The sequence below is a fragment of the Pseudomonas sp. Irchel 3F6 genome (assembly GCF_900187595.1).
Taxonomy (GTDB): domain Bacteria; phylum Pseudomonadota; class Gammaproteobacteria; order Pseudomonadales; family Pseudomonadaceae; genus Aquipseudomonas; species Aquipseudomonas siliginis.
In genome coordinates this window covers 542523-565010 of the sequence record NZ_FYDP01000001.1, presented here as the reverse complement: position 1 = coordinate 565010, position 22488 = coordinate 542523, and the positions used below count along the sequence as shown (strand labels likewise).

At 58.8% G+C, this 22488-nt stretch carries 25 protein-coding genes; 15 read left to right on the top strand and 10 right to left on the bottom strand.

Annotation, left to right across the window (positions count from 1 at the left end; genetic code table 11):
* Nucleotides 1-137 precede the first annotated feature (137 nt).
* From CKW30_RS02515 to CKW30_RS02505, 3 genes are all read left to right on the top strand, one after another.
* Nucleotides 138-356 carry a DUF2970 domain-containing protein gene (locus CKW30_RS02515; protein ID WP_041478699.1) on the top strand — a complete coding sequence of 73 codons (219 nt, stop codon included), beginning with the start codon at nt 138-140 and terminating at the stop codon, nt 354-356.
* Between the two features lie 471 nt (nt 357-827).
* Nucleotides 828-2486, top strand: a complete 1659-nt coding sequence (locus tag CKW30_RS02510) for a nitrite/sulfite reductase (protein ID WP_056785207.1) — start codon at nt 828-830, stop codon at nt 2484-2486.
* Complete coding sequence (locus CKW30_RS02505; protein WP_041478697.1) at nt 2470-2964, top strand: DUF934 domain-containing protein; 495 nt, start codon at nt 2470-2472, stop codon at nt 2962-2964. Before CKW30_RS02510 ends, CKW30_RS02505 begins: the two co-directional genes overlap by 17 nt.
* Before the next feature lie 65 nt (nt 2965-3029).
* Here the strand turns inward: CKW30_RS02505 and sohB are convergent, their stop codons facing one another.
* Nucleotides 3030-4061: a protease SohB gene (sohB, locus tag CKW30_RS02500; RefSeq protein ID WP_016774479.1), complete on the bottom strand. Its 1032-nt coding sequence runs from the start codon at nt 4059-4061 to the stop codon at nt 3030-3032.
* A gap of 204 nt (nt 4062-4265) precedes the next feature.
* Here sohB and CKW30_RS02495 point away from each other — a divergent pair, with 204 nt between their 5' ends.
* A complete protein-coding gene (locus CKW30_RS02495) occupies nt 4266-4976 on the top strand; it encodes a histidine phosphatase family protein (RefSeq protein ID WP_095179731.1) in 711 nt (236 codons plus the stop codon).
* A gap of 63 nt (nt 4977-5039) precedes the next feature.
* Entirely contained in the window at nt 5040-5357 is a 318-nt protein-coding gene (locus CKW30_RS02490) for an SCP2 sterol-binding domain-containing protein (RefSeq protein ID WP_095179730.1), read from the top strand.
* 78 nt (nt 5358-5435) lie between these two features.
* Here CKW30_RS02490 and CKW30_RS02485 read toward each other — a convergent pair whose 3' ends face one another.
* From CKW30_RS02485 to CKW30_RS02465, 5 genes are all read right to left on the bottom strand, one after another.
* Complete coding sequence (locus CKW30_RS02485) at nt 5436-6041, bottom strand: hypothetical protein (RefSeq protein WP_095179729.1); 606 nt, start codon at nt 6039-6041, stop codon at nt 5436-5438.
* The gene (locus CKW30_RS02480) at nt 6038-7075 is read right to left on the bottom strand and encodes a hypothetical protein (RefSeq protein WP_143497850.1); all 1038 of its coding nucleotides are present in this window, start codon (nt 7073-7075) and stop codon (nt 6038-6040) included. Before CKW30_RS02480 ends, CKW30_RS02485 begins: the two co-directional genes overlap by 4 nt.
* A gap of 12 nt (nt 7076-7087) precedes the next feature.
* Nucleotides 7088-7615 carry a PAAR domain-containing protein gene (locus CKW30_RS02475; protein ID WP_041478692.1) on the bottom strand — a complete coding sequence of 176 codons (528 nt, stop codon included), beginning with the start codon at nt 7613-7615 and terminating at the stop codon, nt 7088-7090.
* A 183-nt stretch (nt 7616-7798) separates the two neighbouring features.
* Nucleotides 7799-8293 carry an RES family NAD+ phosphorylase gene (locus CKW30_RS02470; RefSeq protein ID WP_095179727.1) on the bottom strand — a complete coding sequence of 165 codons (495 nt, stop codon included), beginning with the start codon at nt 8291-8293 and terminating at the stop codon, nt 7799-7801.
* Entirely contained in the window at nt 8290-8766 is a 477-nt protein-coding gene (locus CKW30_RS02465) for an MbcA/ParS/Xre antitoxin family protein (protein ID WP_041478690.1), read from the bottom strand. The genes CKW30_RS02470 and CKW30_RS02465 overlap by 4 nt, the downstream gene beginning before the upstream one ends.
* Nucleotides 8767-9116: 350 nt before the next feature.
* Here CKW30_RS02465 and CKW30_RS02460 point away from each other — a divergent pair, with 350 nt between their 5' ends.
* From CKW30_RS02460 to CKW30_RS02450, 3 genes are all read left to right on the top strand, one after another.
* Entirely contained in the window at nt 9117-9980 is an 864-nt protein-coding gene (locus tag CKW30_RS02460) for a LysR family transcriptional regulator (protein WP_056785192.1), read from the top strand.
* 111 nt (nt 9981-10091) lie between these two features.
* The gene (locus CKW30_RS02455) at nt 10092-11237 is read left to right on the top strand and encodes an SRPBCC family protein (protein WP_095179726.1); all 1146 of its coding nucleotides are present in this window, start codon (nt 10092-10094) and stop codon (nt 11235-11237) included.
* On the top strand, nt 11234-12310 hold the full coding sequence (locus CKW30_RS02450; protein WP_095179725.1) for an SMP-30/gluconolactonase/LRE family protein: 1077 nt from the start codon (nt 11234-11236) through the stop codon (nt 12308-12310). The genes CKW30_RS02455 and CKW30_RS02450 overlap by 4 nt, the downstream gene beginning before the upstream one ends.
* A 131-nt stretch (nt 12311-12441) precedes the next feature.
* Here the strand turns inward: CKW30_RS02450 and CKW30_RS27250 are convergent, their stop codons facing one another.
* Both CKW30_RS27250 and CKW30_RS02445 read right to left on the bottom strand, forming a co-directional pair.
* Nucleotides 12442-12606 (bottom strand): hypothetical protein, encoded by a 165-nt coding sequence (locus tag CKW30_RS27250; protein ID WP_016774471.1) that lies wholly within the window; start codon nt 12604-12606, stop codon nt 12442-12444.
* 99 nt (nt 12607-12705) lie between these two features.
* Nucleotides 12706-12960: a DUF465 domain-containing protein gene (locus tag CKW30_RS02445; RefSeq protein ID WP_041478686.1), complete on the bottom strand. Its 255-nt coding sequence runs from the start codon at nt 12958-12960 to the stop codon at nt 12706-12708.
* A 204-nt stretch (nt 12961-13164) separates the two neighbouring features.
* Here CKW30_RS02445 and CKW30_RS02440 point away from each other — a divergent pair, with 204 nt between their 5' ends.
* Nucleotides 13165-13686, top strand: a complete 522-nt coding sequence (locus tag CKW30_RS02440; RefSeq protein WP_095179724.1) for a DUF4142 domain-containing protein — start codon at nt 13165-13167, stop codon at nt 13684-13686.
* Nucleotides 13687-13742: 56 nt separating this feature from the next.
* Here the strand turns inward: CKW30_RS02440 and CKW30_RS02435 are convergent, their stop codons facing one another.
* A complete protein-coding gene (locus tag CKW30_RS02435; protein ID WP_056786835.1) occupies nt 13743-14006 on the bottom strand; it encodes a hypothetical protein in 264 nt (87 codons plus the stop codon).
* Nucleotides 14007-14266: 260 nt separating this feature from the next.
* On the opposite strand from CKW30_RS02435, the gene CKW30_RS02430 reads away from it, so the two are divergent.
* Genes CKW30_RS02430 through CKW30_RS02405 form a run of 6 tightly spaced genes read left to right on the top strand, consistent with a single transcriptional unit; the run spans nt 14267 to nt 19695 of the window.
* Nucleotides 14267-15118 (top strand): STAS domain-containing protein, encoded by an 852-nt coding sequence (locus CKW30_RS02430; RefSeq protein WP_041478684.1) that lies wholly within the window; start codon nt 14267-14269, stop codon nt 15116-15118.
* A gap of 2 nt (nt 15119-15120) precedes the next feature.
* Nucleotides 15121-15483: an STAS domain-containing protein gene (locus CKW30_RS02425; RefSeq protein ID WP_056785183.1), complete on the top strand. Its 363-nt coding sequence runs from the start codon at nt 15121-15123 to the stop codon at nt 15481-15483.
* Nucleotides 15480-15884: an anti-sigma regulatory factor gene (locus tag CKW30_RS02420; RefSeq protein ID WP_016774465.1), complete on the top strand. Its 405-nt coding sequence runs from the start codon at nt 15480-15482 to the stop codon at nt 15882-15884. Before CKW30_RS02425 ends, CKW30_RS02420 begins: the two co-directional genes overlap by 4 nt.
* Nucleotides 15881-16894: an ATP-binding protein gene (locus CKW30_RS02415; protein ID WP_095180292.1), complete on the top strand. Its 1014-nt coding sequence runs from the start codon at nt 15881-15883 to the stop codon at nt 16892-16894. Before CKW30_RS02420 ends, CKW30_RS02415 begins: the two co-directional genes overlap by 4 nt.
* On the top strand, nt 16887-17762 hold the full coding sequence (locus CKW30_RS02410; protein WP_041478682.1) for a sensor histidine kinase KdpD: 876 nt from the start codon (nt 16887-16889) through the stop codon (nt 17760-17762). Before CKW30_RS02415 ends, CKW30_RS02410 begins: the two co-directional genes overlap by 8 nt.
* Complete coding sequence (locus CKW30_RS02405) at nt 17752-19695, top strand: response regulator (RefSeq protein ID WP_095179723.1); 1944 nt, start codon at nt 17752-17754, stop codon at nt 19693-19695. Before CKW30_RS02410 ends, CKW30_RS02405 begins: the two co-directional genes overlap by 11 nt.
* A gap of 123 nt (nt 19696-19818) precedes the next feature.
* Here CKW30_RS02405 and CKW30_RS02400 read toward each other — a convergent pair whose 3' ends face one another.
* The gene (locus CKW30_RS02400; protein ID WP_095180291.1) at nt 19819-22452 is read right to left on the bottom strand and encodes an excinuclease ABC subunit UvrA; all 2634 of its coding nucleotides are present in this window, start codon (nt 22450-22452) and stop codon (nt 19819-19821) included.
* Nucleotides 22453-22488: the final 36 nt, after the last annotated feature.

Here is a 22488-nt window from a genome sequence, read left to right as displayed (position 1 = left end):
GCGGTCAGCAAACCATGTCGCGTTATCGCTTCTGCGTTATTCGGGTATCGCTCAAACTTGTCCGGGCTGCTTCGATGGCATCCCGGACCCAGCGGATTGGCTATGCTTCAGGAGGATGACTTTTCGCAGAGGGATTTATGGACGATCCAATCGACAACAAACCGCCGAGTTTCTGGCAGATGCTGCACAGCGTCATGGCGGCGGCGTTCGGGGTGCAGAGCGGCAAGAACCGGGAAAGGGATTTTACCCACGGCAAACCCAGTCACTTTGTGATTCTGGGAGTTTTGTTCACGGCGGTGTTCGGCCTGACGCTGTTTGCCATCGTCAAGCTGGTGCTGTATCTGGCCGGGGTGTGATGGCACTGAACAGGCATCTGCCACAGGTTATCCGGGCCTTGGGAGAACGGCCCGGAGCGCGGATGTTACTGGTGACCGACCCAGAAGACCGCTGTTCCTACTACAAGAATGATCAGAAACAAAATGGCCCACGCGTCGACACTGCTGTCGCTTTTTCTGGCTTTGGTCGGGTTGCTCATTGCATCGCCTCTTGTCGGTTTTATCGGTGATTGCACAAAGACTCGATCACAGTTAAGACGATGATTGTCCGCACGACAAATGTGGATTAGATGACCGGCATTCGCGTTAGGCGATTTGGTTCTTTACATATACTCAAACATCACTTTTGCGCATAACTGCAAACGGGTATATTGCCCCGGCTCCGTGACGGAGTGCGCGGCCGTGCGCGCAGAATTGCAGAGGCAACATCGGACTCCAGCAAGCGAAAACGCAGCGTTTTCCGAGAAGCCCAAGCCTGAGAACAGGACTTATATGTACGTATACGACGAGTACGATCAGCGGATCATCGAGGACCGCGTCAAGCAGTTCCGTGATCAGACCCGACGCTATCTGGCAGGTGAGCTGAGCGAAGAAGAATTCCGCCCCCTGCGCCTGCAAAATGGCCTGTATATCCAGCGTTTCGCGCCGATGTTGCGCGTGGCCGTGCCTTACGGCCAGCTGACTTCGCGTCAGGTGCGCATGATGGCGAAGATCGCCCGCGACTACGACAAGGGCTATGCCCACATCAGTACGCGGCAGAACGTGCAGTTCAACTGGCCGGCGGTTGAAGACATCCCGGACATCCTTGCTGAACTCGCGACCGTGCAGATGCACGCCATCCAGACCAGCGGCAACTGCCTGCGCAACGTCACCACCGACCAGTTTGCCGGCGTCGCCGCCGATGAAGTGATCGACCCGCGTCCATGGTGCGAAATCGTCCGTCAGTGGACCACGTTCCACCCGGAATTCGCCTACCTGCCGCGCAAATTCAAGATCGCCGTCAACGGTTCGACCAGTGACCGCGCAGCCATTGAAGTCCACGATATCGGTCTGGAACCTGTCTATAACGCTGCCGGCGAGCTGGGCTTCCGAGTGCTGGTCGGCGGTGGCCTCGGTCGTACGCCGGTGGTTGGCGCATTCATCAATGAATTCCTGCCGTGGCAAGACCTGCTGAGCTATCTCGACGCCATCCTGCGGGTGTACAACCGCTACGGCCGTCGCGACAACAAATACAAGGCGCGGATCAAGATCCTCGTCAAGGCGCTCACGCCTGAGGTGTTCGCGCAGAAAGTCGACGCGGAAATGGAGCACCTGCGCGGTGGCCAGACCACGCTGACCGAGGCCGAACTGCATCGCGTCGCCAAGCACTTCGTCGATCCGGACTACAAGACCCTCGACAACCAGACCGCGCAACTGGCCGATCTGGACAAAGAGCATCCGGGTTTCGCCCGCTGGCGCAGCCGCAACACCCTGGCGCACAAAAAACCGGGCTATGTCGCTGTGACGCTGTCGTTGAAGCCGACCGGCGTTGCCCCGGGCGACATTACCGACAAGCAGCTCGACGCCGTCGCCGATCTGGCCGAGCGCTACAGCTTCGGTCAACTGCGCACCTCCCACGAGCAGAACATCATTCTCGCCGATGTCGAGCAGAGCCAGTTGTTCACCCTGTGGGGTGAGTTGCGTGAAAGCGGTTTCGCCACGCCGAACATCGGCCTGCTGACTGACATCATCTGCTGCCCCGGTGGTGACTTCTGCTCGCTGGCCAACGCCAAATCGATTCCGATTGCCGAATCGATCCAGCGCCGTTTCGATGACCTGGATTACCTGTTCGACATTGGCGAACTGGACCTGAACATCTCCGGCTGCATGAACGCCTGCGGTCACCACCACGTTGGCCACATCGGCATCCTCGGTGTGGACAAGAAAGGCGAAGAGTTCTACCAGGTTTCCCTCGGCGGCAGCGCCAGCCGTGATGCGAGCCTGGGCAAGATCCTCGGCCCGTCCTTCGCACAGGAAGCCATGCCTGACGTGATCTCGAAGCTGATCGACGTGTACGTTGAACAACGTACCGAAGACGAGCGCTTCATCGACACTTATCAGCGTATTGGCATCGACCTCTTCAAGGAACGCGTCTATGCAGCGAATCATTAAGAACAACGAAGTCGTCGACGAAACCTGGCACCTGTTGCCGAAGGATTTCAACATCGATGAGATCAGCAACTGCGACGATCTGATCGTTCCTCTGCAGTTGTGGCGCGAGCACAGCCGCATGCTCAAGGCCCGCGACGGCGGTCTGGGCGTGTGGCTGGATGCTGACGAGGAAGCCGAAGAAATCGGTGAAGACGTCGGTGAGTTCCAGGTAATCGCGCTGAATTTCCCGGCGTTCACCGATGGCCGCAGTTACTCCAATGCCCGTCTGCTGCGTGACCGTTATGGTTTCAAAGGCGAGCTGCGCGCGATTGGCGACGTGCTGCGGGACCAGCTGTTCTACATGCACCGCTGTGGCTTCGACGCCTTTGCCATTCGCGCGGATAAAGACCCGTACGAAGCACTGGAAGGTCTCAAGGACTTCTCGGTGACCTACCAGGCCGCCAGTGACGAACCGCTGCCGCTGTTCCGTCGGCGCTAAGCCAGCGGGTTTATTGCGGACACAAAAACGCCGGTCATTGACCGGCGTTTTTTTATGCCTGGTGTTTACCAGAAACGTTGCTGAGTAAGACGACTCCACCAGCTCAACAGCACGCGGTCTACCGAACCGCTGGCGGCCATGCCGATGCGTTCCTGCAGGCTTTTACGCTCGGCGTAGTGCAGGTGATAAACCTCAGCCTGTTTGGCTTTCTGCGCCAGGTATTCATCGCTGGTCTTGAGCTCATCCACCAGTTGGTTTTCCAGCGCAGCGATACCGAGCCACACTTCACCGGTCGCCACCTCATCGATCGCCAGTTGCGGGCGGTACCGCGCCACGAAGTTTTTGAACAACCGATGAGTGATGTCGAGGTCTTCCTGGAACTTCTCGCGGCCCTTTTCGGTGTTTTCGCCAAACACGGTCAGGGTGCGTTTGTATTCACCTGCGGTCAGCACTTCAAAGTCGATGTCATGCTTCTTCAAAAGGCGATTGACGTTAGGCAATTGCGCGACCACGCCGATCGAACCGAGGATGGCGAACGGTGCACTGATGATCTTGTCGCCGATGCAGGCCATCATGTAACCGCCACTGGCTGCGACCTTGTCGATACAAACGGTCAGTGGCACGCCCGCATCACGGATTCGCGCCAGTTGAGACGACGCCAGACCGTAGCTGTGCACCATGCCGCCGCCACTTTCCAGACGCAGGACTACTTCGTCCTTCGGCGTGGCCAGGGTCAGCAGTGCGGTGATCTCGTGGCGCAGGCTCTCGGTGGCGGAAGCCTTGATATCGCCGTCGAAGTCGAGCACGAACACCCGGGATTTGGTCTCAGGCTTGTTCTTCTGCTTTTTCGCGCTTTTTTCCGTTTTTGCCTCGCCCTTGCGCAATGCCTTGAGCTGATCCTTGTCGAGCAAGGTCTGCTCCAGGCGTTCACGCAGCCCCTTGTAGAAATCGTTGAGCTTGCTGACCTGCAACTGCCCTGCCGATTTGCGCCGGCCTTTGCTGCGCAACGCGGCGAAACTGGCGAGCACCACCAGAATGGCGATCACCAGTGTGACGGTCTTGGCCAGGAAGCTGGCGTATTCGGTGAAAAAATCCACAGAGACTCCTCAAAGCAATGCGTGACGGTGTATCACACGCGGAATGGCTCCAGCATACCCATGCGTCGGCTCGTCGGCCAGCCGTGAAACCTCTGGCAACACGCCTGTAACGGGCATTTCAAACAAGCGTATGTTTTTTCATTGACAGCCTTACGCCATCCTCATAACCTCGCCTGACCTTCAACGTACCGGGACGACGCGGACGTGGGCAGCATCTACTTGATACGACATGGCCAGGCCTCCTTTGGTGCAGACGATTACGATGTCCTGTCGCCGACCGGTGTGCGTCAGGCAGAAATTCTCGGCCAGCACCTCGCCGACCTCGGTATCAGCTTCGATCGTTGCCTTGCCGGTGACCTGCGTCGCCAACAGCACACGGCCACCAGTGCACTGGAGCAATTCAGCGCCAGAGGCCTGCCGGTTCCAGTCCTTGAAACCGATTCCGCTTTCAACGAATTCGATGCCGACGCGGTGATCCGCGCCCTGCTCCCGGCCATGCTGCCGGAAGAGCCGGAAGCCATCGACATCCTGCGCAACGCCGCGCAGAACCGTGGTGAATTCCAGCGCATCTTCGCCCTGATCGTCGAGCGCTGGCTTGCCGGCACCTACGACACACCCGGACTGGAAAGCTGGCTGGGTTTCGTCGAACGGGTTCAGGCCGGGCTGCACCGCATCCTCGATCTGGCAGAAAAGAACCAGAAAATCGCCGTGTTTACCTCCGGCGGCACCATCACTGCCCTGCTCCATCTGATTACGCAAATGCCTGCCAGGCAGGCCTTTGAATTGAACTGGCAAATCGTCAACACCTCGCTCAACCAACTGAAGTTTCGTGGTCGCGAGGTGGCTCTGGCTTCCTTCAACAGTCACGCACACCTGCAACTGCTGAAGGCCCCGGAACTCATCACTTTTCGCTGAGTCCGGCTTACTGTGACCCTGGCTGTAACCACCCAGCTCCCATGACCAAGAAAGGATCGAACCATGACCTCCGTAGCTGATGCCGTAAAAGCAATGCAAGCCAAGTTCAACCCAGCCGCCGCTGCCGGTCTGGATCTGGTCTTCGGTTTCAAAATCACCGACGAAGACAAGCAATACGCACTGATCGTCAAAGACGGCACCTGCAACATTCAGGAAGGCGAAAACCCGGACGCCAACTGCACGCTGGTGCTGGATAGCGAAACCCTGAAAGGTATCGTCAGCGGCGAGACCGACGGCATGCAGGCCTTCATGAGCGGCAAGCTGCGCGTTGAAGGCGACATGATGCTGTCGATGAAACTGTCCGAGCTGTTCCCTTCGTAAGAAGCTTCTTGGTAAAACACAAATCCCGCTTATTGGCGGGATTTGTCGTTTCAACCATTGAAGACATGGCAACGTGAGTTAACGCTTGGCTGAAGCCGTCCTATCAAGCTCTTTTTTTACCTGGAGGTATGCCGCCTCTTCATCACTTTTTTCGATCAGATTCGAAGCCATCGAGCGGGGCAGGAGTTTCTTTTCTGTCACGTCCCAATCGATCGTAACGACCACGGTCTTGTTTGCAAACGTGATGAAAAGCCAATAGGAATCCACCGGCCTGTCAGGCTCGGCAAATGAACTATAGGCATACCGTATCTGGCGGTGCAGGTCCGGCGTATTCAGAATGAGGTCTTCGGTGTCCAACTTCGGAAACTGTCGCCCTACAGCGAATAACGCTTCGGTCAAGAGAACATCATTCTCAATATGTCGCAAACTTTCAGGCTTATTGCGCAGCATGGTCACTGGGCTCTCTTCAGGCGGAGTACCCATGAGACGCGGGCGATACATACCTGAACTGAACCACCGGCTGGCATCGAAACGGTTTTCTTCCGGACTCCACGGGCCGTAATACATCATTGCTTTGGCTGGCATCTGGGCTTCCTTGGCGTAAATAAATAGTCCTGCAAAGCTGGCAGCAATCAACAAGACACAGAAGACGTGACGTTTGCCTATAAACTTCAGGAGCGTCATAGCGGTTTATAGGCAAGCAGGTGTTTGGGTACGCCGTCCGGTGTATCACCTGATCGAACGTCACGATGTGCGCCTAAGGCATCCAGCGGAAATCCAATCTTTCGTTCATACAATGCTCGGCTGTCATCGTGCGCCAGCAAATTGCGCTCTTCTTCAGAGACTGTTGGCGTCGGCGCCTGCGGCGCCTGTTCATCAGGTAATTGCGCCGTTGGGTCTTTGAGGGTCTTGCGATGTTCGATCAGCTTTCGTTCATAAGCGGTTTTTCGACTCAAATAATTCCGCATCGCTCGCCCATCAGCTGCTTCTCTTTCACGAATGCCCGGCACAGATCCCCGTTCCGCGGCAGTACCATAAGTCGTGTCGTAGTTGCTGCGTCTTGGAAATGCCCACACGGTGGTCCGGGTAGCATTAGCAAGAATCTGCGCCAGGCTGCGCTCGTAATGAGGATCTTCTGTTTCATTGACCTTGAAGTCGGCATCGATACCCAAACCTGTGCGACAAGCGTAGGAGTGAATTTTCGCACCATAGGCAAACGCTTCGGGCTTGAACATACTCGCTTGTGCATCACGCAGACGGTAGCTATCGTTTTTATCCAGCTCGTAGCCCAACTCGATACTGCCCACCACACCATGGGAAAAAAAGTCGAGCTGTTTGATCTCGCGCCCGGGGCGTTGCCGAGCTGCGATGAAATCCACAAGACCGGATATCGAGTCCATCTCCCGGTACTGTGCTCCGTGCTGATTTTCGACAACGTCCTTCAAAGCCGCCAGCAAGTTCTCCGGATAGTCATTTTTGAAAATCAGAAATACACGCTGGATTGTGAAGTTTGGAGTGCCGATTGGATACTTTGTGAGTTGGCGGATACCCTGATTGATAAAGCGCATCTTGTTGCCCTTCTGGCCACGAACCTTTTCATAAAGGGACATGTAAGACGCACCCACAACCGTTACGTAATCCTGTGCCAGCGTACCTTTCACTTGGGTCGTTGTATGTTGATCGCTTGTTCGAGCTTGATTCTTTTTGGGGGCTGCCACCTGCCACCTCCCTTAGTAATCTAGGCCGAGCGCATCGAGATGGGCGGCGGCTTCCTTACCCCACTGCACAACTATCGAAGTCGGGTTGGCCGTAAACACTCGCGCGGCGTTACCATGACTGTCGGTATGGCCTACGAGACGCTGCCCGTCACCCGTTTCGATGCAATAGAGCATGTCGGGAATAGCTTCGCCAGTGGCCTCATCAACCAGTTGGAAGCGCTCGCTGTGTTTAGGAACAGTGATAATCGGGGAGAAAGGTGCGGAACCGACCTGGGTGCCGACAAAAACGTCGCCAGAGCCCGTGATTATCATGCCTCCGTGGGCCGTCGCACTGCCCAAGAAAGCAATAGGCTTGCCATTGATCAAAATATTGCTGATGCCTTCGGTGACAGTGTCTCCGCACGCTGTGGTGTCTCCGACACGCAAAACTGGCATTCCATTGATGTTTACATCACCGGAACCGCTGTTACTGGGATTGGTGCCATGGCCTGTGATCGGGCATGCATTAAGATCGCTGAGTCGAGCGGCAGGCTTTGCCATCTTTAACTTCCTTGTAGTAAGCGTGGGCGCGAAATGTACCGGATCTTTATATTGGTTGAAAGCTTCAATCCAGACGTAGAATGCGAGCCGCCGCGAATGTAGCTGGCAGCGACTCATCGGCCCTTGATCGCTCCCGAAACCTGGAAATTGTCGTGTCGGATTCGCAGGCCCACACAAATCCGATCAACCCTCCTGCAACAACCGCGTATCCAGCCCAAACCGCTCTTGCGAAACCATCCTGAACTGACCTTCCGCCAGATCGCAACTCACCAGCAAATTCCACGAGTGTCGGGTGGCCACCGAAGGCACCAGAACAAATGGATGTTCAGCCAGCAGTGCGTCGGCAAACTTTCGCTGGTTGGGCGAGGTTTTGATCGGCGTGAGCCAATGCGGATTGGGCACATCTTCCGGTTGCACGATTCTGACGCTGGCGTCGTGGGTGATTTCAAAACAGGTCAATACATAGGGCTCCTGATCAAGTGCATCGAAGCTGCCGTGGGCGGCTACCTCCAGAATTGCCGTGGATGGGTCGACCGACGCATAAACGACTCTGCGGCCGGGCGTATTCCAGCGACCGCCGTCCCGTTTCGACCCCAGGCCACTGTCCCAGGTCTCGCTGTACACCTCGCGATCCAGCCGCCACGCGTACCAGCGATCATCCCGGGGCAAGGGATTCATTGATAAACCCCGTATTTGATCTGGTTCAGATACTCCTCCACCATCCTGAAGCCCAACGCATTTCCAACCAGATCGAGCGGCACATAACCGTAGAAGTAAGTGGCGCGTTGCTCCAGCCAAGATTCGGCCTTGGCCTGTCGCCCGAACACCTCGATGGCCAGTTCCAGCGCTGCCGCATATTGGTAGGCGATGATGCTCTGCGGCGTGTCCAGGCGCACCGACGCACCTTCCTTGAGCAGGCGTCGCACGGTTCTCACAGATTTGCCGGTGATACGTTTGACCATCTCTCCCTGTTGGTACAGCTCGGAGGTTGCGATCATGTTCACCACATCGAGCAGCTCAAATCCTTCGCTTGTGCAGCGCAGGATGAGCATCGGATCGTCGCCGGTGTCCTGCCCTCGCAACAGCAATTCCAGAGGCTTGCCCTCAAGCCTCTTCAAGCCCGTGAGCCGGGGCACTTTGGCGCTCGGCATGGCAACGTCCTCCTAGGGGCATCTCGCGCGGTCGTCGCGCCAGTAATGGCGAGGCGAGTAAGCAGGCGTATGGCTTTCAATCAGTGGGATTCGCATAGTCCATCCTTTGTCCAGGTCCAGAGCGATCTGTGCGCTCGATGACTTCAATGTCAGGACTGATCCTATAGATCCGGCGTCCGACGACCAACCTGAAAAAGTCGTCAGAAATATCCCCTCATCTGATCAAAACGCTCCTGTTTCCGTAGGACTGAAACGCAATTTTCAGCGGTTCAGTCCATTGCTGCTTTCAAGTTGGGGAGAGGGACTTTTGACTTACAATGCGCCCCACCTTCAGATATCGGCCCTGCCCCATGGACATCGACCTCGCCCGCACTTTCCTCGAAATCGTCCGCCACGGCAGTCTTGCCGCCGCCGCGCAGAAGCTGTTCGTCACGCAAACGGCGATCACCGCACGGGTGCAGAAACTCGAGGGCCAGTTGGGCAGCACGCTGTTCGTGCGCAATCGCGCCGGGGCGAAGTTGACGGCCAATGGCGAAGCATTCGTGGTCTACGCCAATCAACTGGTGCAGACCTGGGAAGCCGCGCGCCGCGACTTGCCGCTGCCCGAGGGTTATCACAACGTTCTGCACATTGGCGGTGAGGTCAGCCTGTGCAACCCGCTGATGCTCAGTTGGGCGGCGGAACTTCGGGAGAAAATCCCCGGCCACGCACTGCGCATGGAAATTCGCGACGGCGAAAATCTTTTGCGTCAGCTCGAACTCGGTGTGCTCGATGCGGCGCTGGTTTATCAACCGGAATACTGGCCGGGATTGCAGGTCGAGCAAGTGCTGGAGGAAAAACTGATTCTGGTGCGCGCGCCCGAGCGTCCGGAGCCTTACGTCTACATCGATTGGGGACCGGACTTTCGTCGTCAGCACGACGCCGCCCTGCCGGAAAAAGCCAAAGCCGCGCTGAGCTTCAACCTTGGCCCACTGGCCCTGCAATACATCCTCGAACATGGTGGCAGCGGTTATTTCCGTACCCGGGTCGTGCGCACTTATCTGGAGACCGGCGCGCTGGAAGCCGTCACCAAAGCCCCGGAATTCGGTTATCCGACCTATCTGGTGTATTCCCGCGATCGCGACTCGGCAGTGCTGCAACAGGCCTTCGATCTGTTGCGCGAGGTGATCCGCACCGATGATGACTGGTCGCAGCGCTGGAACCCGTTGAGCTGACGGGCGGCTTCAGTCCAGAGCATGGCGCTTAAGGCCGCAAGGTTCGCCCTGCACAAGTCAGCGGATCGGCTAATCTGCCGGGTATAACAACAATACCCGCAGGTGAAAGCGTTGAGGCAGACCACCGAGGCATTCCGCAGCCGCTACCGTGCGGCCATTCATCCTTTATACAACCCGTGGTTGCATGGCGCGTTCGTGTTGCTGTTCGGCATTTTCACCGTCGCTGCGTTCTGGCGCACGGTGCATTCAGTGAGCTGGCTGGAATGGCTGACAGTGCCGCTGAGCCTGTTGTTGTTCAACTTCGGCGTGTACATGGTCCATCGTCATTTAGGCCATCACAAAAAAGCTTTCGCAAAGATGTTCTACGCACGACATGCCGGCGACCATCACAGCTTTTTCACCCCCGGCCATATGACCTACGACAGCGCGCGGGACTGGCGAGTGATTCTGTTTCCAGCCTGGCTGATCGTCATTCATACGCTATTGATCACCCTGCCCCTCTGGTGGCTGCTCGCGCAGGTCAACGCCAATGTCGCCGGGCTGTTTGCCGGGTGCATGGTGCTCGGTTATCTGCTCTATGAGGTATTCCATGCCTGTGAACATCTGCCACCGCAAAATCCGTTGACTCGTTTGCCGTGGATTCGCCAGATGCGCGGTCTGCACGAACTGCATCACCGCCGCGAGCGCATGCAGGAGCGCAATTTCAACATCGTTCTGCCCTTGATGGACTACCTGTTCGGCACGCTGTACCGCGAGCCGGAACCCGCCCCTTTGAGTTATTCAAAAATGCCCATGACGCGCATGCAGCACCAGATCGATATCGCCGGCGAACCGGTCGCCGTGCTGGCTTATGCCGCCAGCGTCAGTCACTGGCCGGACTGGCATCCCTCCTCATTGAAGATTGACGGTCCGCAAGGTCCACTGCATGCCGGTGCACGTTTCGAAGAGGACATCCATGCCGGCGGACGTGCCGGTCACTTGCGCTGGGAGGTTACTGAATATCTGCCGGGCCGGCGCTGGTGCGCACGCGCGCAAAGTGATCAGGGCTTGTCCCTGCGGTTGACTTACGAGTGCTCAGTGGAGGCTGGCGGCACGCGTTTCTCGCGCACGCTGGAATATCGCTTTGACGGTTTGCTCATGCGTCTTGCCAATCGCCTGTTGCTCAAGCGGCGCATCGAGCGGGAATCTGCCGCGTCCATGCTCGCCCTGCGCGACATGGCTGCGCAATTTATCGGCGCGGCGAGGGCCAGCGCGTGAAATTACGTTATGTGCTGTGCCTGCTGATCGTTCTCGTCATCGCCTTCTTGTTGTTGCTGCCGACCAAGGTCGAACCGGTCGCCTGGACGCCGCCACTGGCGCCGTCATTGGAAGACGGCATCTACGCGGACAACCAGCGCCTCAAAGCTGTGGCGAAGGTCGGGCCGAGCGACATCGAAGGGCCTGAGGCGTTGCTACTGGAAGACGAATTCCTCATCACCGGATTGCATGACGGCAGGCTCATCCGTAGCAGCCTCGACGGCACGCAGCGCAAGGTCCTGGCCGACACCGGTGGCCGTCCACTGGGCCTGGCCCGTCATCCGAACGGCATGCTGGTAGTTGCCGATGCGGTCAAAGGCTTGCTGTCGCTGGATGCGCAGGGCCGCGTGATCCCCTTGACCACCGAGGCCAACGGTGTGCCATTTGGCTTCACTGATGATGTGGCAGTCGACAAGTCAGGCCACTACGCCTACTTCAGCGATGCCTCGAGCCGTTGGGGCTATGGTCATGACGGCGAGGCGATCATTGAGCACGGCGCCGACGGACGTCTGCTGCGCTACGACTTTCAAACCGGCAAGACCAGCGTCTTGCTCGACAAGTTGCAGTTTGCCAATGGCGTCACTCTTGGTCCGGACGAGGCCTATGTGCTGGTCAACGAGACCGGTGCTTACCGCATCAGTCGCTACTGGCTGAGCGGGCCGAAGGCCGGTACCCATGATTTGTTCATCGACAACTTGCCGGGGCTTCCGGACAACCTCTCGTTCAATGGCAGCAATCGCTTTTGGGTAGCGCTGTATGCGCCGCGCAATGCCTTGCTCGATGGCACCGCTGAACACCCGTTCGTGCGCAAGATGATCGTGCGGGCGTTGACGGTTTTACCCAAGCCTGTCGAAAAGCGTGGGTTTGTGCTGGGACTGGATCTGGACGGCAAGGTGATTGCCAATCTGCAGGACGCGAGCGAAGGCAATTATTCGCCGATTACCACGGTGCGCGAGTATGGGCAGTGGTTGTATTTCGGCTCGTTGAAGGCCATGCATATGGGGCGAATGGGGTTGGATGCGGCGCTTAAGTAAAACAGAAAAATTTTCACCGTATGGACCGACGATATCGCTGGCAAGCCAGCTCCCACAGTGTCCGTGTGAACTCGAAATATGTGTTCACCAGATGAACCTGTGAGAGCTGGCTTGCCAGCGATAGCGGTCTGTCAGTTGCCGGACCGGTCGAACTTCTCCGGATCTTCATCCTCCGGCAGTTCTTTCACGGTTTTTTCCGGATGCGCTGTGGTATGCGCCGGGCTGTTCGGTTCAGGACGGGTAGGAATCGGGTCGAAACCACCCTGCTCTTCACTGGGGAATTTGGGGTCGTTCATAAGGCACCTCGCAAAGAGTCGATGGTTTGCAGACTCTGCACATTGGAGGTGCCATTGGCCGTAGCCGTTCCCTTCAGAAAATGACCACGGGTCGGGGGACTACTGTCCCGTCAGCGGCTGCCCGGCGAGTTGAGCAACGATCTGTTCCTTGACGATCACGCGCTTCTCTTTGAGCTTTTTCAATTCGTCGTCAGTGGGGGCGTCTGACTGGGCGTTCTCGGCTTCGACCACGGCTTTATCCACGTCGAAGTACTTGTTGAGCAGCGAATCCAGCTTCGGATCCTCGGAGCGTTTTTGCTCGATCTCTTCCTTCTTGCAGCCCAGGTCCTGATACAGATCATGTGAAACCGGCATGAAACACCTCCATCAATTTGATCGACAACCAGCGCGACCGATGCGCTGACTCATTATCAGCATGGCCTTGCCCGATGACTTCTGTCGACTCCCTGTCAGACCAGCGGTTGCCGTTCGTCGCCCTGTCGTAAATGCGATAAAACCTTTGGCGTCTGCGCTCGCTCCATTGGATAACGCTCACAAAAACCTGCGTGGAGATACCCAATGGACGGATTCAACCTGCGTCATCTCGCTCTGGCTGTTGCACTGTCTGCCGGCATGGGCAGCGCCTTTGCCGCGACCGACAATGACTTTGTCGATAACGCCGCCGCTGGTGGCATCGCCGAAATCGAAACCAGCAAGCTGGCACTGGAAAAAAGCCAGTCAGCCGACATCAAAGCCTTCGCTAACCAAATGATCACTGATCACACCAAGGCCAATGAAGAGCTGAAGAAGATCGCGACCACCAATGACATCGAAGTCCCTGACGACACCACCCTGGTCAAGCAGGCCAAGGAAAAAATTCTCGACATGCGCGATGAATCCTTCGATGCGGCCTACGCCAACAACCAGGTCAAGGCTCACGAAGAGACCATCGAGCTGTTCAAGAAGCAGGCGAACACCGTGACCGATGACAAGGCCAAGGGCGCTACTGAGCTGAAAGCGTTCGCGCAGAAGATGCTGCCAGCGCTGGAAAAACACCTGGCCCACGCCAAAGAGCTGCAAGCCAAACATCCGAGCAAGTAACCGGCCGGCAATAAAAAGGCCGCATCCTTCGATGCGGCCTTTTTGCGTTTCAGCGATCAACCACCATCGGTGTCGATATCGGCGTCAGTGCTTTCGCCCGGTTCAGGACGGTCCGGGTCAGGCTTGAAGCCGGGGCTGAAGTCGTTGCTGTTGTCGTTGTGATGCTGCTTCTGATCGACCTCGGCAGCCGCGCTGTCCGCCTGCCCTTCTTCAGCCGGCGCGGGATTATTTTGCCCCGGCGTTTGCGGGTCGATGGCCGGGTCGTTGCGGTTAATTGACTCTGAGGACTGATTTTGCTGTTGCGGCGCTTGCTCGTTCATATCCACCTCATTCATAGTCCTGCCTCCTTCTTCCAGCACGACTGGAAAACGTCGGGCATGCAGATTCGAAGCCTGACGCCGTAGATTCGTTCAAAAGATCGTTGCCTGCCGCCACGCCGACTAGAGTTACCGGGGCGTTCGACGCGGCAGGCAGAAAAATTCATCGCTAGCTGAACAACTATTTCAAGCGGTAAATGTCAGTCAAATCGCGCCGGTCATTTCGCCGAGCCGGCCCATATACGTAACGGAGCGACACGCACATGGCAGCACTGCAGAACAGCACAGTTGAAGCAATCAAGAACAACCAGACTCAGCTGTTGAGCGAGTGGACCAAACGCCTCGAAGCCAGCGGCGCCACACGCAACCTCAAGGAACACGACCTCGCTCAGCAAACCCGCGACTTGCTGGGCCTGCTCTTGGCGGGTCTGGAAAACGGCAACGGCAGCAAGATTGCCGCTGCGGGTTGGGAGGATACCCGTCAGTTCCTTGAAAAACTGTCGCAGAGCCGCGCCCTGCTCGGCCAGGATTCCCAGCAAACCGCCAATTTCATCTTTGCCCTGAAAGGCCCGTTGTTCGCCCTGCTGCAAAACCATTATCAGGACCAGCCGGCACTGCTTGCCGAGCAATTGCTGGAAGTCTCCGAATTGCTCGACACCGTCGGTATGCACACCATCGGCACCTTCCAGAAATCCCGTGAAGCGGTGATCAAGCGTCAGCAGGAAGAGCTGCTGGAACTGTCGACTCCGGTGGTCAAGCTGTGGGATGGCGTCCTCGCCCTGCCAATGATCGGCACCCTCGATTCGCAGCGCACCCAAGTAGTCATGGAATCGCTGCTGCAACGCATCGTCGACACCGGTTCGGAAATCGCCATCATCGACATCACCGGCGTGCCGACCGTTGACACCCTGGTCGCCCAGCACCTGCTGAAAACCGTGACCGCAATCCGCCTGATGGGCGCTGACTGCATCATCAGCGGCGTGCGTCCGCAGATTGCGCAAACCATCGTGCACCTGGGTCTGGATCTGCAAGGCGTAGTGACCAAGGCCAATCTGGCCGACGCATTGAAACTGGCCCTGACCCGCTTGGGTGTCAGCCTCGTCAAGACGGCTTGACCATGGAACGTATTCCGATTCTTCAAATGGGCGATATCTTGCTGGTGACCATTCAGGTCGACATGCATGACCAACTCGCCCTGACCCTGCAGGACGATCTGTCCGAGCGCATCAGCCGGACATCCGCCCGGGGCGTGCTGATCGACATCACGGCGCTGGACATGGTCGATTCGTTCATCGGGCGCATGATCGGCGACATTTCCGGGCTGTCGAAAATCATGGACGCCAAAACCGTGCTGGTCGGCATGCAGCCGGCAGTGGCGATCACGCTCGTTGAGCTGGGCATGACTTTGCCAGACGTGAGCACCGCCCTGAACGTCGAACGCGGGATGAAACTGCTGCGGGAACGAGTACTTGCACAATGACCGTGCGCAGTAGCGGTACGCAACCCATTCTCATTGAACAGGACGTAGTGCTGGCCCGCCAGACCACGCGCAAACTCGCCACCGAATGTGGCATGCGCCTGATCGACCTGACCAAACTGGTGACCGCTGTCAGTGAGCTGGCGCGTAACACCATGGTCTATGGCGGCGGCGGCGACATGGACTGGCAGATTCTCGAGGAAAACGGCCGGGTCGGTTTGCGCATCACCTTCCGCGACGAAGGCCCTGGCATCCCCGACATCAAACTGGCGATGACCGACGGCTGGACCTCCGGCAGCGGGTTGGGCCTTGGCCTGACTGGCGCCAAGCGCCTGGTCAATGAATTCGAACTCGACACTGAGCCCGGCAAAGGCACGCGCATTACGATCACACGATGGACATGAATATCACCGGGTCGTTGACCCAGGTTCTGCCGATCGAGGACAGCAGCCAGATCGGCCACGCGCGGCGCACCGCGCAGAAACTCGCCGAGCAGCATGGCTTCGACGAAAACGATGCCGGCCGCGTGGCGCTGGTCGCGACCGAACTGGCGAGCAACGTGCTCAAGCATGCCCAGCGTGGTGAATTTCACCTGCGTGTACTGGCTCGGCCGGATAGCGGTTTCGGCATCGAAATGCAGACCGTGGATCGGGCGCAGGGCTTTGATCTGGATGCCTGTCTGGCGGATGGCTTTTCCACTGGCGGAACGCAGGGCATCGGCCTCGGCGCCGTATCGCGGCAGACCAATGTGTTCGATGTCTACGCCGACCACCGTGGCGCGGTGTTGCTGGCGCGAATTTTTCCGCGCAACGATCGTCAGGCCGATATCCGCTTCGGCGTCAGCCAGCATTCGCTGCATGCCGATCCAGCCTGCGGCGATGTCTGGCATCTGGCGTATGAAGGCTCGCGGATCAGCGCGCTGGTGGTCGATGGCCTCGGTCATGGCGAAGACGCCGAGCGCGCAGGCCTGGCCGGTGCCCGGGCATTCGCCCGGGCACCGTTTGCCGATCCAGTGGTATTGATGGAAGACCTGCATCAGGAAATGCTCGGCACCCGTGGCGGCGCCGTCGCTTTCGCGCAGTTCGACAGCCAGCGCGATGGTCTGACGTTCGCCGGTGTCGGTAACATCGGCGCCAGTCTGCTGGAGCCTGGCAAATCCCGCGGTCTGGCCTCACACCCCGGTATCGTTGGTGGCCAGTACCGTAAAGCCAAACCCTTTGACTATGCTCACGTGAACGGACATTTATTGATCATGTACAGCGACGGCCTACAGTCCCGTTGGAATCTTGCAGACTACCCCGGCCTGGTGCATCGCCATCCTGCCGTGATAGCCAGCGTCCTGCACCGCGACTTTTGCCGTGGTCGCGATGACGTGACGGTGCTGGTCGTGGCTCTGGAGGCCGCCCATGGCTGAATCGACTCACTTGAGCCACGCCGAACAGGCGGCGCTCATCGCTCAGTTGCAGCGCGAAACCACTGCCCTGCGCGAAGAACTCGATGAAACCAACCAGGGTGTTCTGGCGCTGTACGCCGAGCTCGACAATCAGGCCGAAGAACTGCGTCAGGCATCGGATCTCAAGAGCCGTTTCCTGTCGTACATGAGCCATGAATTCCGCACGCCGCTGGGCTCGATACTGAGCATCAACAGTCTGCTCGCTGACGAACTCGACGGTCCGCTCAGCCCTGAACAGCACAAGCAGGTAGCCTTCGTCAGCACCGCTGCCCGCGAGCTCAGCGACATGGTTGATGACCTGCTCGATCTGGCGAAGATCGAAGCCGGGCGCATCAGCATTTCCCCGGCCTGGTTCGACATGTTCGACCTGTTCTCCGCCCTGCGCGGGATGTTCCGGCCAATCGTCGACGCCTCGGCGGTGGATCTGATCTTCGAAGAGCCACTGGGCCTGCCGCGCCTGTATACCGATGACAAGAAGCTCGGGCAGATCCTGCGCAACTTCATTTCCAACTCACTGAAATTCACCACCCGTGGCGAAGTGCGGGTATCGGCGCGAATGGAAGGTGAAGACAAAGTGCGCTTTGCCGTCAGCGACACCGGCATCGGCATCGCGGCCGAACTGCATGACACGCTGTTCGAAGACTTCTCCCAAGTCGATTCGCCATTGCAGAAACGTCTGCGCGGCACCGGTCTGGGTCTGTCACTGTGCAAGCGTTTCGCCGCCCTGCTCGGCGGTGAAGTCGGGGTAGACAGTACGCCGGGCGTCGGCTCGACGTTCTTTGTCATCATCCCGCTGGCAATCGCTCTGGAGAACGTCGATGAATCGTGACATCCGCCTGTTGATCGTCGATGACAACGTCGCCACCCGTTACGCCCTGCGCCGGCGCCTGGAGAACCATGGCTACACGGTGCTCGAAGCCGGCACCGGCAGCGACGGACTGGCCCTGATCGAGAGCGAAGCCCTCGATGCGTTGATCCTCGACGTCAACCTGCCGGACATGAGCGGTTTCGACATCGTCCGCCTGCTGCGCGCCGACCCGGGCACCGCGCTGCTGCCAGTGATTCATGTGTCAGCGGCGTCGATCCAGACCGGCGATATCATCACTGGTCTCAACGCGGGTGCCGATGCCTATCTGATTCACCCGGTCGACCCCGATGTGCTCTTGGCGACCCTGCGTACCCTGCTGCGGGTGCGCGACACGGAAAATGCCCTGCGCGAAAGCGAGGCGCGTTTCCGCGAGATTTTTGCCAACGTCTCGGCACCGATCGCCGTGCTCGATGCCAATCTGAAAGTGCATGAATGCAACCACGCCTTTGCCCAGTTGATCGTCGACAACCGCGACGCGCAGGCGCTGCGTGAATGCTTTGCCGAAGATCAATGCTCGATCCTCGACGAACTGCGTCTGCGTCTGGTCGACGGCGAGCGCTGGAAAGGCACGCTGAACATGCGTGTGCAGGGCGAGATTCGCGAGACGCAATGGCAGATTTCGCCGTATCGCACCCCGGAACTGAGTCTGGTGTTCGTCGAGGACGTCACCGAACATCGCCATCGCGAGCGCTCGCATCTGGCGCGGCTGGATGACACCACCACGCAGCTGGCCAAGGAAGTCGCCGAACGCGTGCATGCCGAAGCGCAATTGCTGCAAGTGCAGAAAATGGATGCGCTGGGCAAGCTCACCGGCGGTATCGCCCACGACTTCAACAACCTGCTGACCGGGATCATCACCAGCCTGGAACTGATCCAGAAACGCGTGGCCGATGAGCGTCTGGACAAGGTGCAGTTCTATACCGAAGCAGCGCTGAACTCAGCCATGAGCGCGGCCTCATTGACCCATCGTCTGCTGGCATTTGCCCGTCAGCAGCCGCTCGATACACGGCCGGTGGACATCAACGATCACGTCCGCTCGCTGGAAGAATTGCTGGTGCGTACCATCGGTGAGCGCATCACCCTCAAGCTGGAACTGACCAACAAACCGGCGATTGCGCTGGTCGACCCGGTGCAGCTGGAAAGCGCGGTGCTCAACCTGGTGATCAACGCCCGTGATGCCCTGCCCTCGGGCGGCAATATCTGGGTCAATACTTACGCCGCTTATTCCCATGGCGATCCGAATCTGGCCGATGGCGCGTACGTGGCGCTGTCGGTACGCGACGACGGCACCGGCATCGAACACAACGTGATCGACAAGGTGTTCGAACCGTTTTTCACCACCAAGCCTTTGGGCCAGGGCACCGGGCTCGGTCTGTCGACGATCTACGGTTTTGCCCGTCAGTCGGGCGGTGACGCGCACATCCGCAGCGTCGCCCGACGTGGCACCGAAGTGACCATCATGCTGCCCGGCACCAACGACCCGACCGGGGCCGATGCGCCTGTGCCCGTGCCTGACGCGAAAGGCAGTGGTGAGCATGTGCTGATCGTCGAGGACATGGCCACGGTGCGCTTGTTCGTTACCGAAGTGCTGGAAGACGCCGGCTATCGCTGCACGCAAGCGGCGGATATCGAATCAGCGCTGGAGCGCTTGCAGAATGACCCGTCGATCGACCTGCTGCTGACCGACGTAGGCTTGCCGCGCATGAGCGGCCGTGAACTGGCGGATGTTGCCCGTGGCTGGCACGAAGGGCTGCCGATCCTGTTCATGACCGGCTACGCCGAAACCGCGCTCAACCGCCAGGTCTTCCTCGGCACCGGCATGGACATGCTGGTCAAACCGTTCCAGATCAGCGAACTGCTCGACAAGGTCCGCCGTACGCTGGATGGCGCCTGAACTGGCGCCATCGCTGGCAAGCCAGCTCCCACAGGGGGCATCAGTGTGCGCAGATTTTCGGCAACAACTTGAATTTCTGTGGGAGCTGGCTTGCCAGCGATGGCGGCCAGCAAGGCGCTGCAGTTATCGGCTCAAAGCCCGAGCCAGAAACGGCGCAGTCTTGCTCTTCTTGCTCGCCGCGACTTTCTGCGGTGTGCCGGCGGCGACGATCCTGCCGCCCTGATCGCCGGCCCCGGGGCCGATGTCGATCACCCAGTCACTCTGCGCGACCACGCGCATTTCGTGTTCGACCACAATCACCGTGTGCCCCGCCGTTACCAGCGTATCGAGTTGTTCCAGCAAGCGATCGACATCTCTCGGGTGCAATCCCGTGGTCGGTTCATCCAGTACATACAAGGTCGCGCCACGCTGGCTGCGCTGCAACTCGGTCGCCAGTTTGATCCGCTGCGCTTCACCACCGGACAGTTCCGTGGCCGGTTGCCCCAGGCGCAGATAACCCAGGCCGATATCGCGCAGCACTTCCAGCGAACGACGAATCCCCGCCTGTTCGGCAAACACCGCTACCGCTTCATCGACTGTCAGTTGCAGGACTTGGGCGATGCTCAAGCCCTGCCAGAGAATCGCCAATGTCTGCGGGTTATACCGCGCTCCGTGGCAAGTTGGGCACGGCGCATACACGCTGGGCATGAACAGCAATTCCACACTGACAAAACCTTCGCCCTCACACGTGGCGCAACGGCCCTTGGCGACGTTGAAAGAAAACTGCCCGGCATCATAGCCCGCCGCTTGTGCCTCAGGTGTCGCGGCAAACAGCTTGCGCACGTTGTCGAACAACCCGGTGTAAGTCGCCAGATTGGAGCGCGGCGTGCGTCCGATGGGTTTCTGATCAACCTGCACCAGCCGTTTGATCGACTCCAGGCCGGCGCTGATCTGCCCGGTGCTGGGCGGCGGAGTGTCATCTTCCAGGCTCGGCTCTTCTGACTCGGCCTCGGCCACCGGACGGCCCAACTGCGCGCCGACCAGTTCGAGCAAGGCCTGACTGACCAGACTCGATTTGCCAGATCCCGATACGCCGGTCACCGAGGTGAAACAGCCCAAAGGGAATTCGGCGCTAAGATTATTCAGGTTATTGCGCGTCACGCCGTCGAGCTTCAGCCAGCCGCTCGGCTTGCGCGCGGCGCGCTCAGGGCGTTGGTTTTCGGCAAACAGATAGGCGCGGGTCTGCGAATCTGCAACATCAGCGAGTCCCGCAGGCGGACCGCTGTACAGCACGCGCCCGCCCTTCTCGCCCGCCGCCGGACCGACGTCAATCAGCCAGTCGGCGCGGCGCATGGTTTCGACATCGTGTTCGACCACAAACAATGTGTTGCCGTCCGCCTTCAGCCGCTGCAACGCCTCGAACAACGACTCGCCATCCGCCGGATGCAGACCGGCAGACGGTTCGTCCAGAACATAAATCACTCCGAACAGCTGCGAACCCAATTGCGTGGCCAGGCGCAAACGCTGCAACTCGCCAGACGACAAGGTCGGCGTACTGCGTTCCAGCGCCAGATAACCCAGGCCGAGATCGGTCAGGGTGCTGACCCGCTCCAGCAAATCCTCAGCGATGCGCTGCGCCGCCAAGCGTTTCTCCAGCGACAGATTCGGCGTGTGGCGCACGTCCGGTGCGCTGGCATGCCCGCTGGCCCCATGGGCGACCCGCTGCTGACGCGCCTCGCGGGTTTGCGCATGGCTGAGGGTGTCGCCGCTCTCCTCGGCCTGTTCCAGATAATTTGCCGCTGCTACAGGCCGCAGCACTTCGGCCACTTGCAGCAACGGCATCTGCGACAACTCGCCAATGTCGTAGCCGGCAAAGGTCACCGACAACGCCTCGCGCTTGAGCCGTTTGCCCTCGCACAATGGGCACGGGCTACCGCGCATGAACTGTGAAACACGCTTCTTCATCAGCGCACTTTGCGAGTGAGTGAAGGTGTGCAGGATGTAGCGCCGGGCGCCGGTGAAGGTGCCCTGATAACTCGGTTCCATCTTGCGTTTGAGGGCTACGCGGGTTTCCTCCGGGGTCAACCCGGCGTACACCGGCACCGTCGGCGTTTCTTCAGTGAAGAGAATCCAGTCGCGCTGCTTTTTCGGCAGTTTCTTCCAGGGAATATCGACATCAATGCCCATGGTCACGAGGATGTCGCGCAGGTTCTGCCCTTGCCAGGCCAAGGGCCAGGACGCCACTGCACGCTGGCGGATGGTCAGGTTCGGGTCCGGCACCATCAGCGCTTCGGTGACTTCATAGACGCGACCAAGTCCATGACACTCCGGACAGGCGCCCTGCGGCGTGTTCGGTGAAAAATCCTCGGCATACAGCATTGGCTGCCCCGGCGGGTAACTCCCGGCCCGGGAATAGAGCATGCGGATCAGGCTCGACAGCGTCGTCACACTGCCCACCGAAGAACGCGCGCTTGGCGTGCCGCGCTGTTGTTGCAGAGCGACGGCAGGCGGCAGTCCTTCGATGGAATCGACATCCGGCACGCCGACCTGATCGATCAGCCGCCGCGCGTACGGCGCCACCGATTCGAAATACCGCCGCTGGGCCTCGGCATACAGAGTGGAAAACGCCAGCGACGACTTGCCCGAACCGGAGACACCGGTGAACACCACCAGCGCATCGCGCGGAATATCGACATCAACGTTCTTCAGGTTATGTTCGCGGGCGCCGCGCACACGAACCATGCCGGCGGGTGCTTTGGAATTGCGCTTGGAAATCATCGGCCTGCCTTGATTGAAAAACTGGGCAGCGCTCGG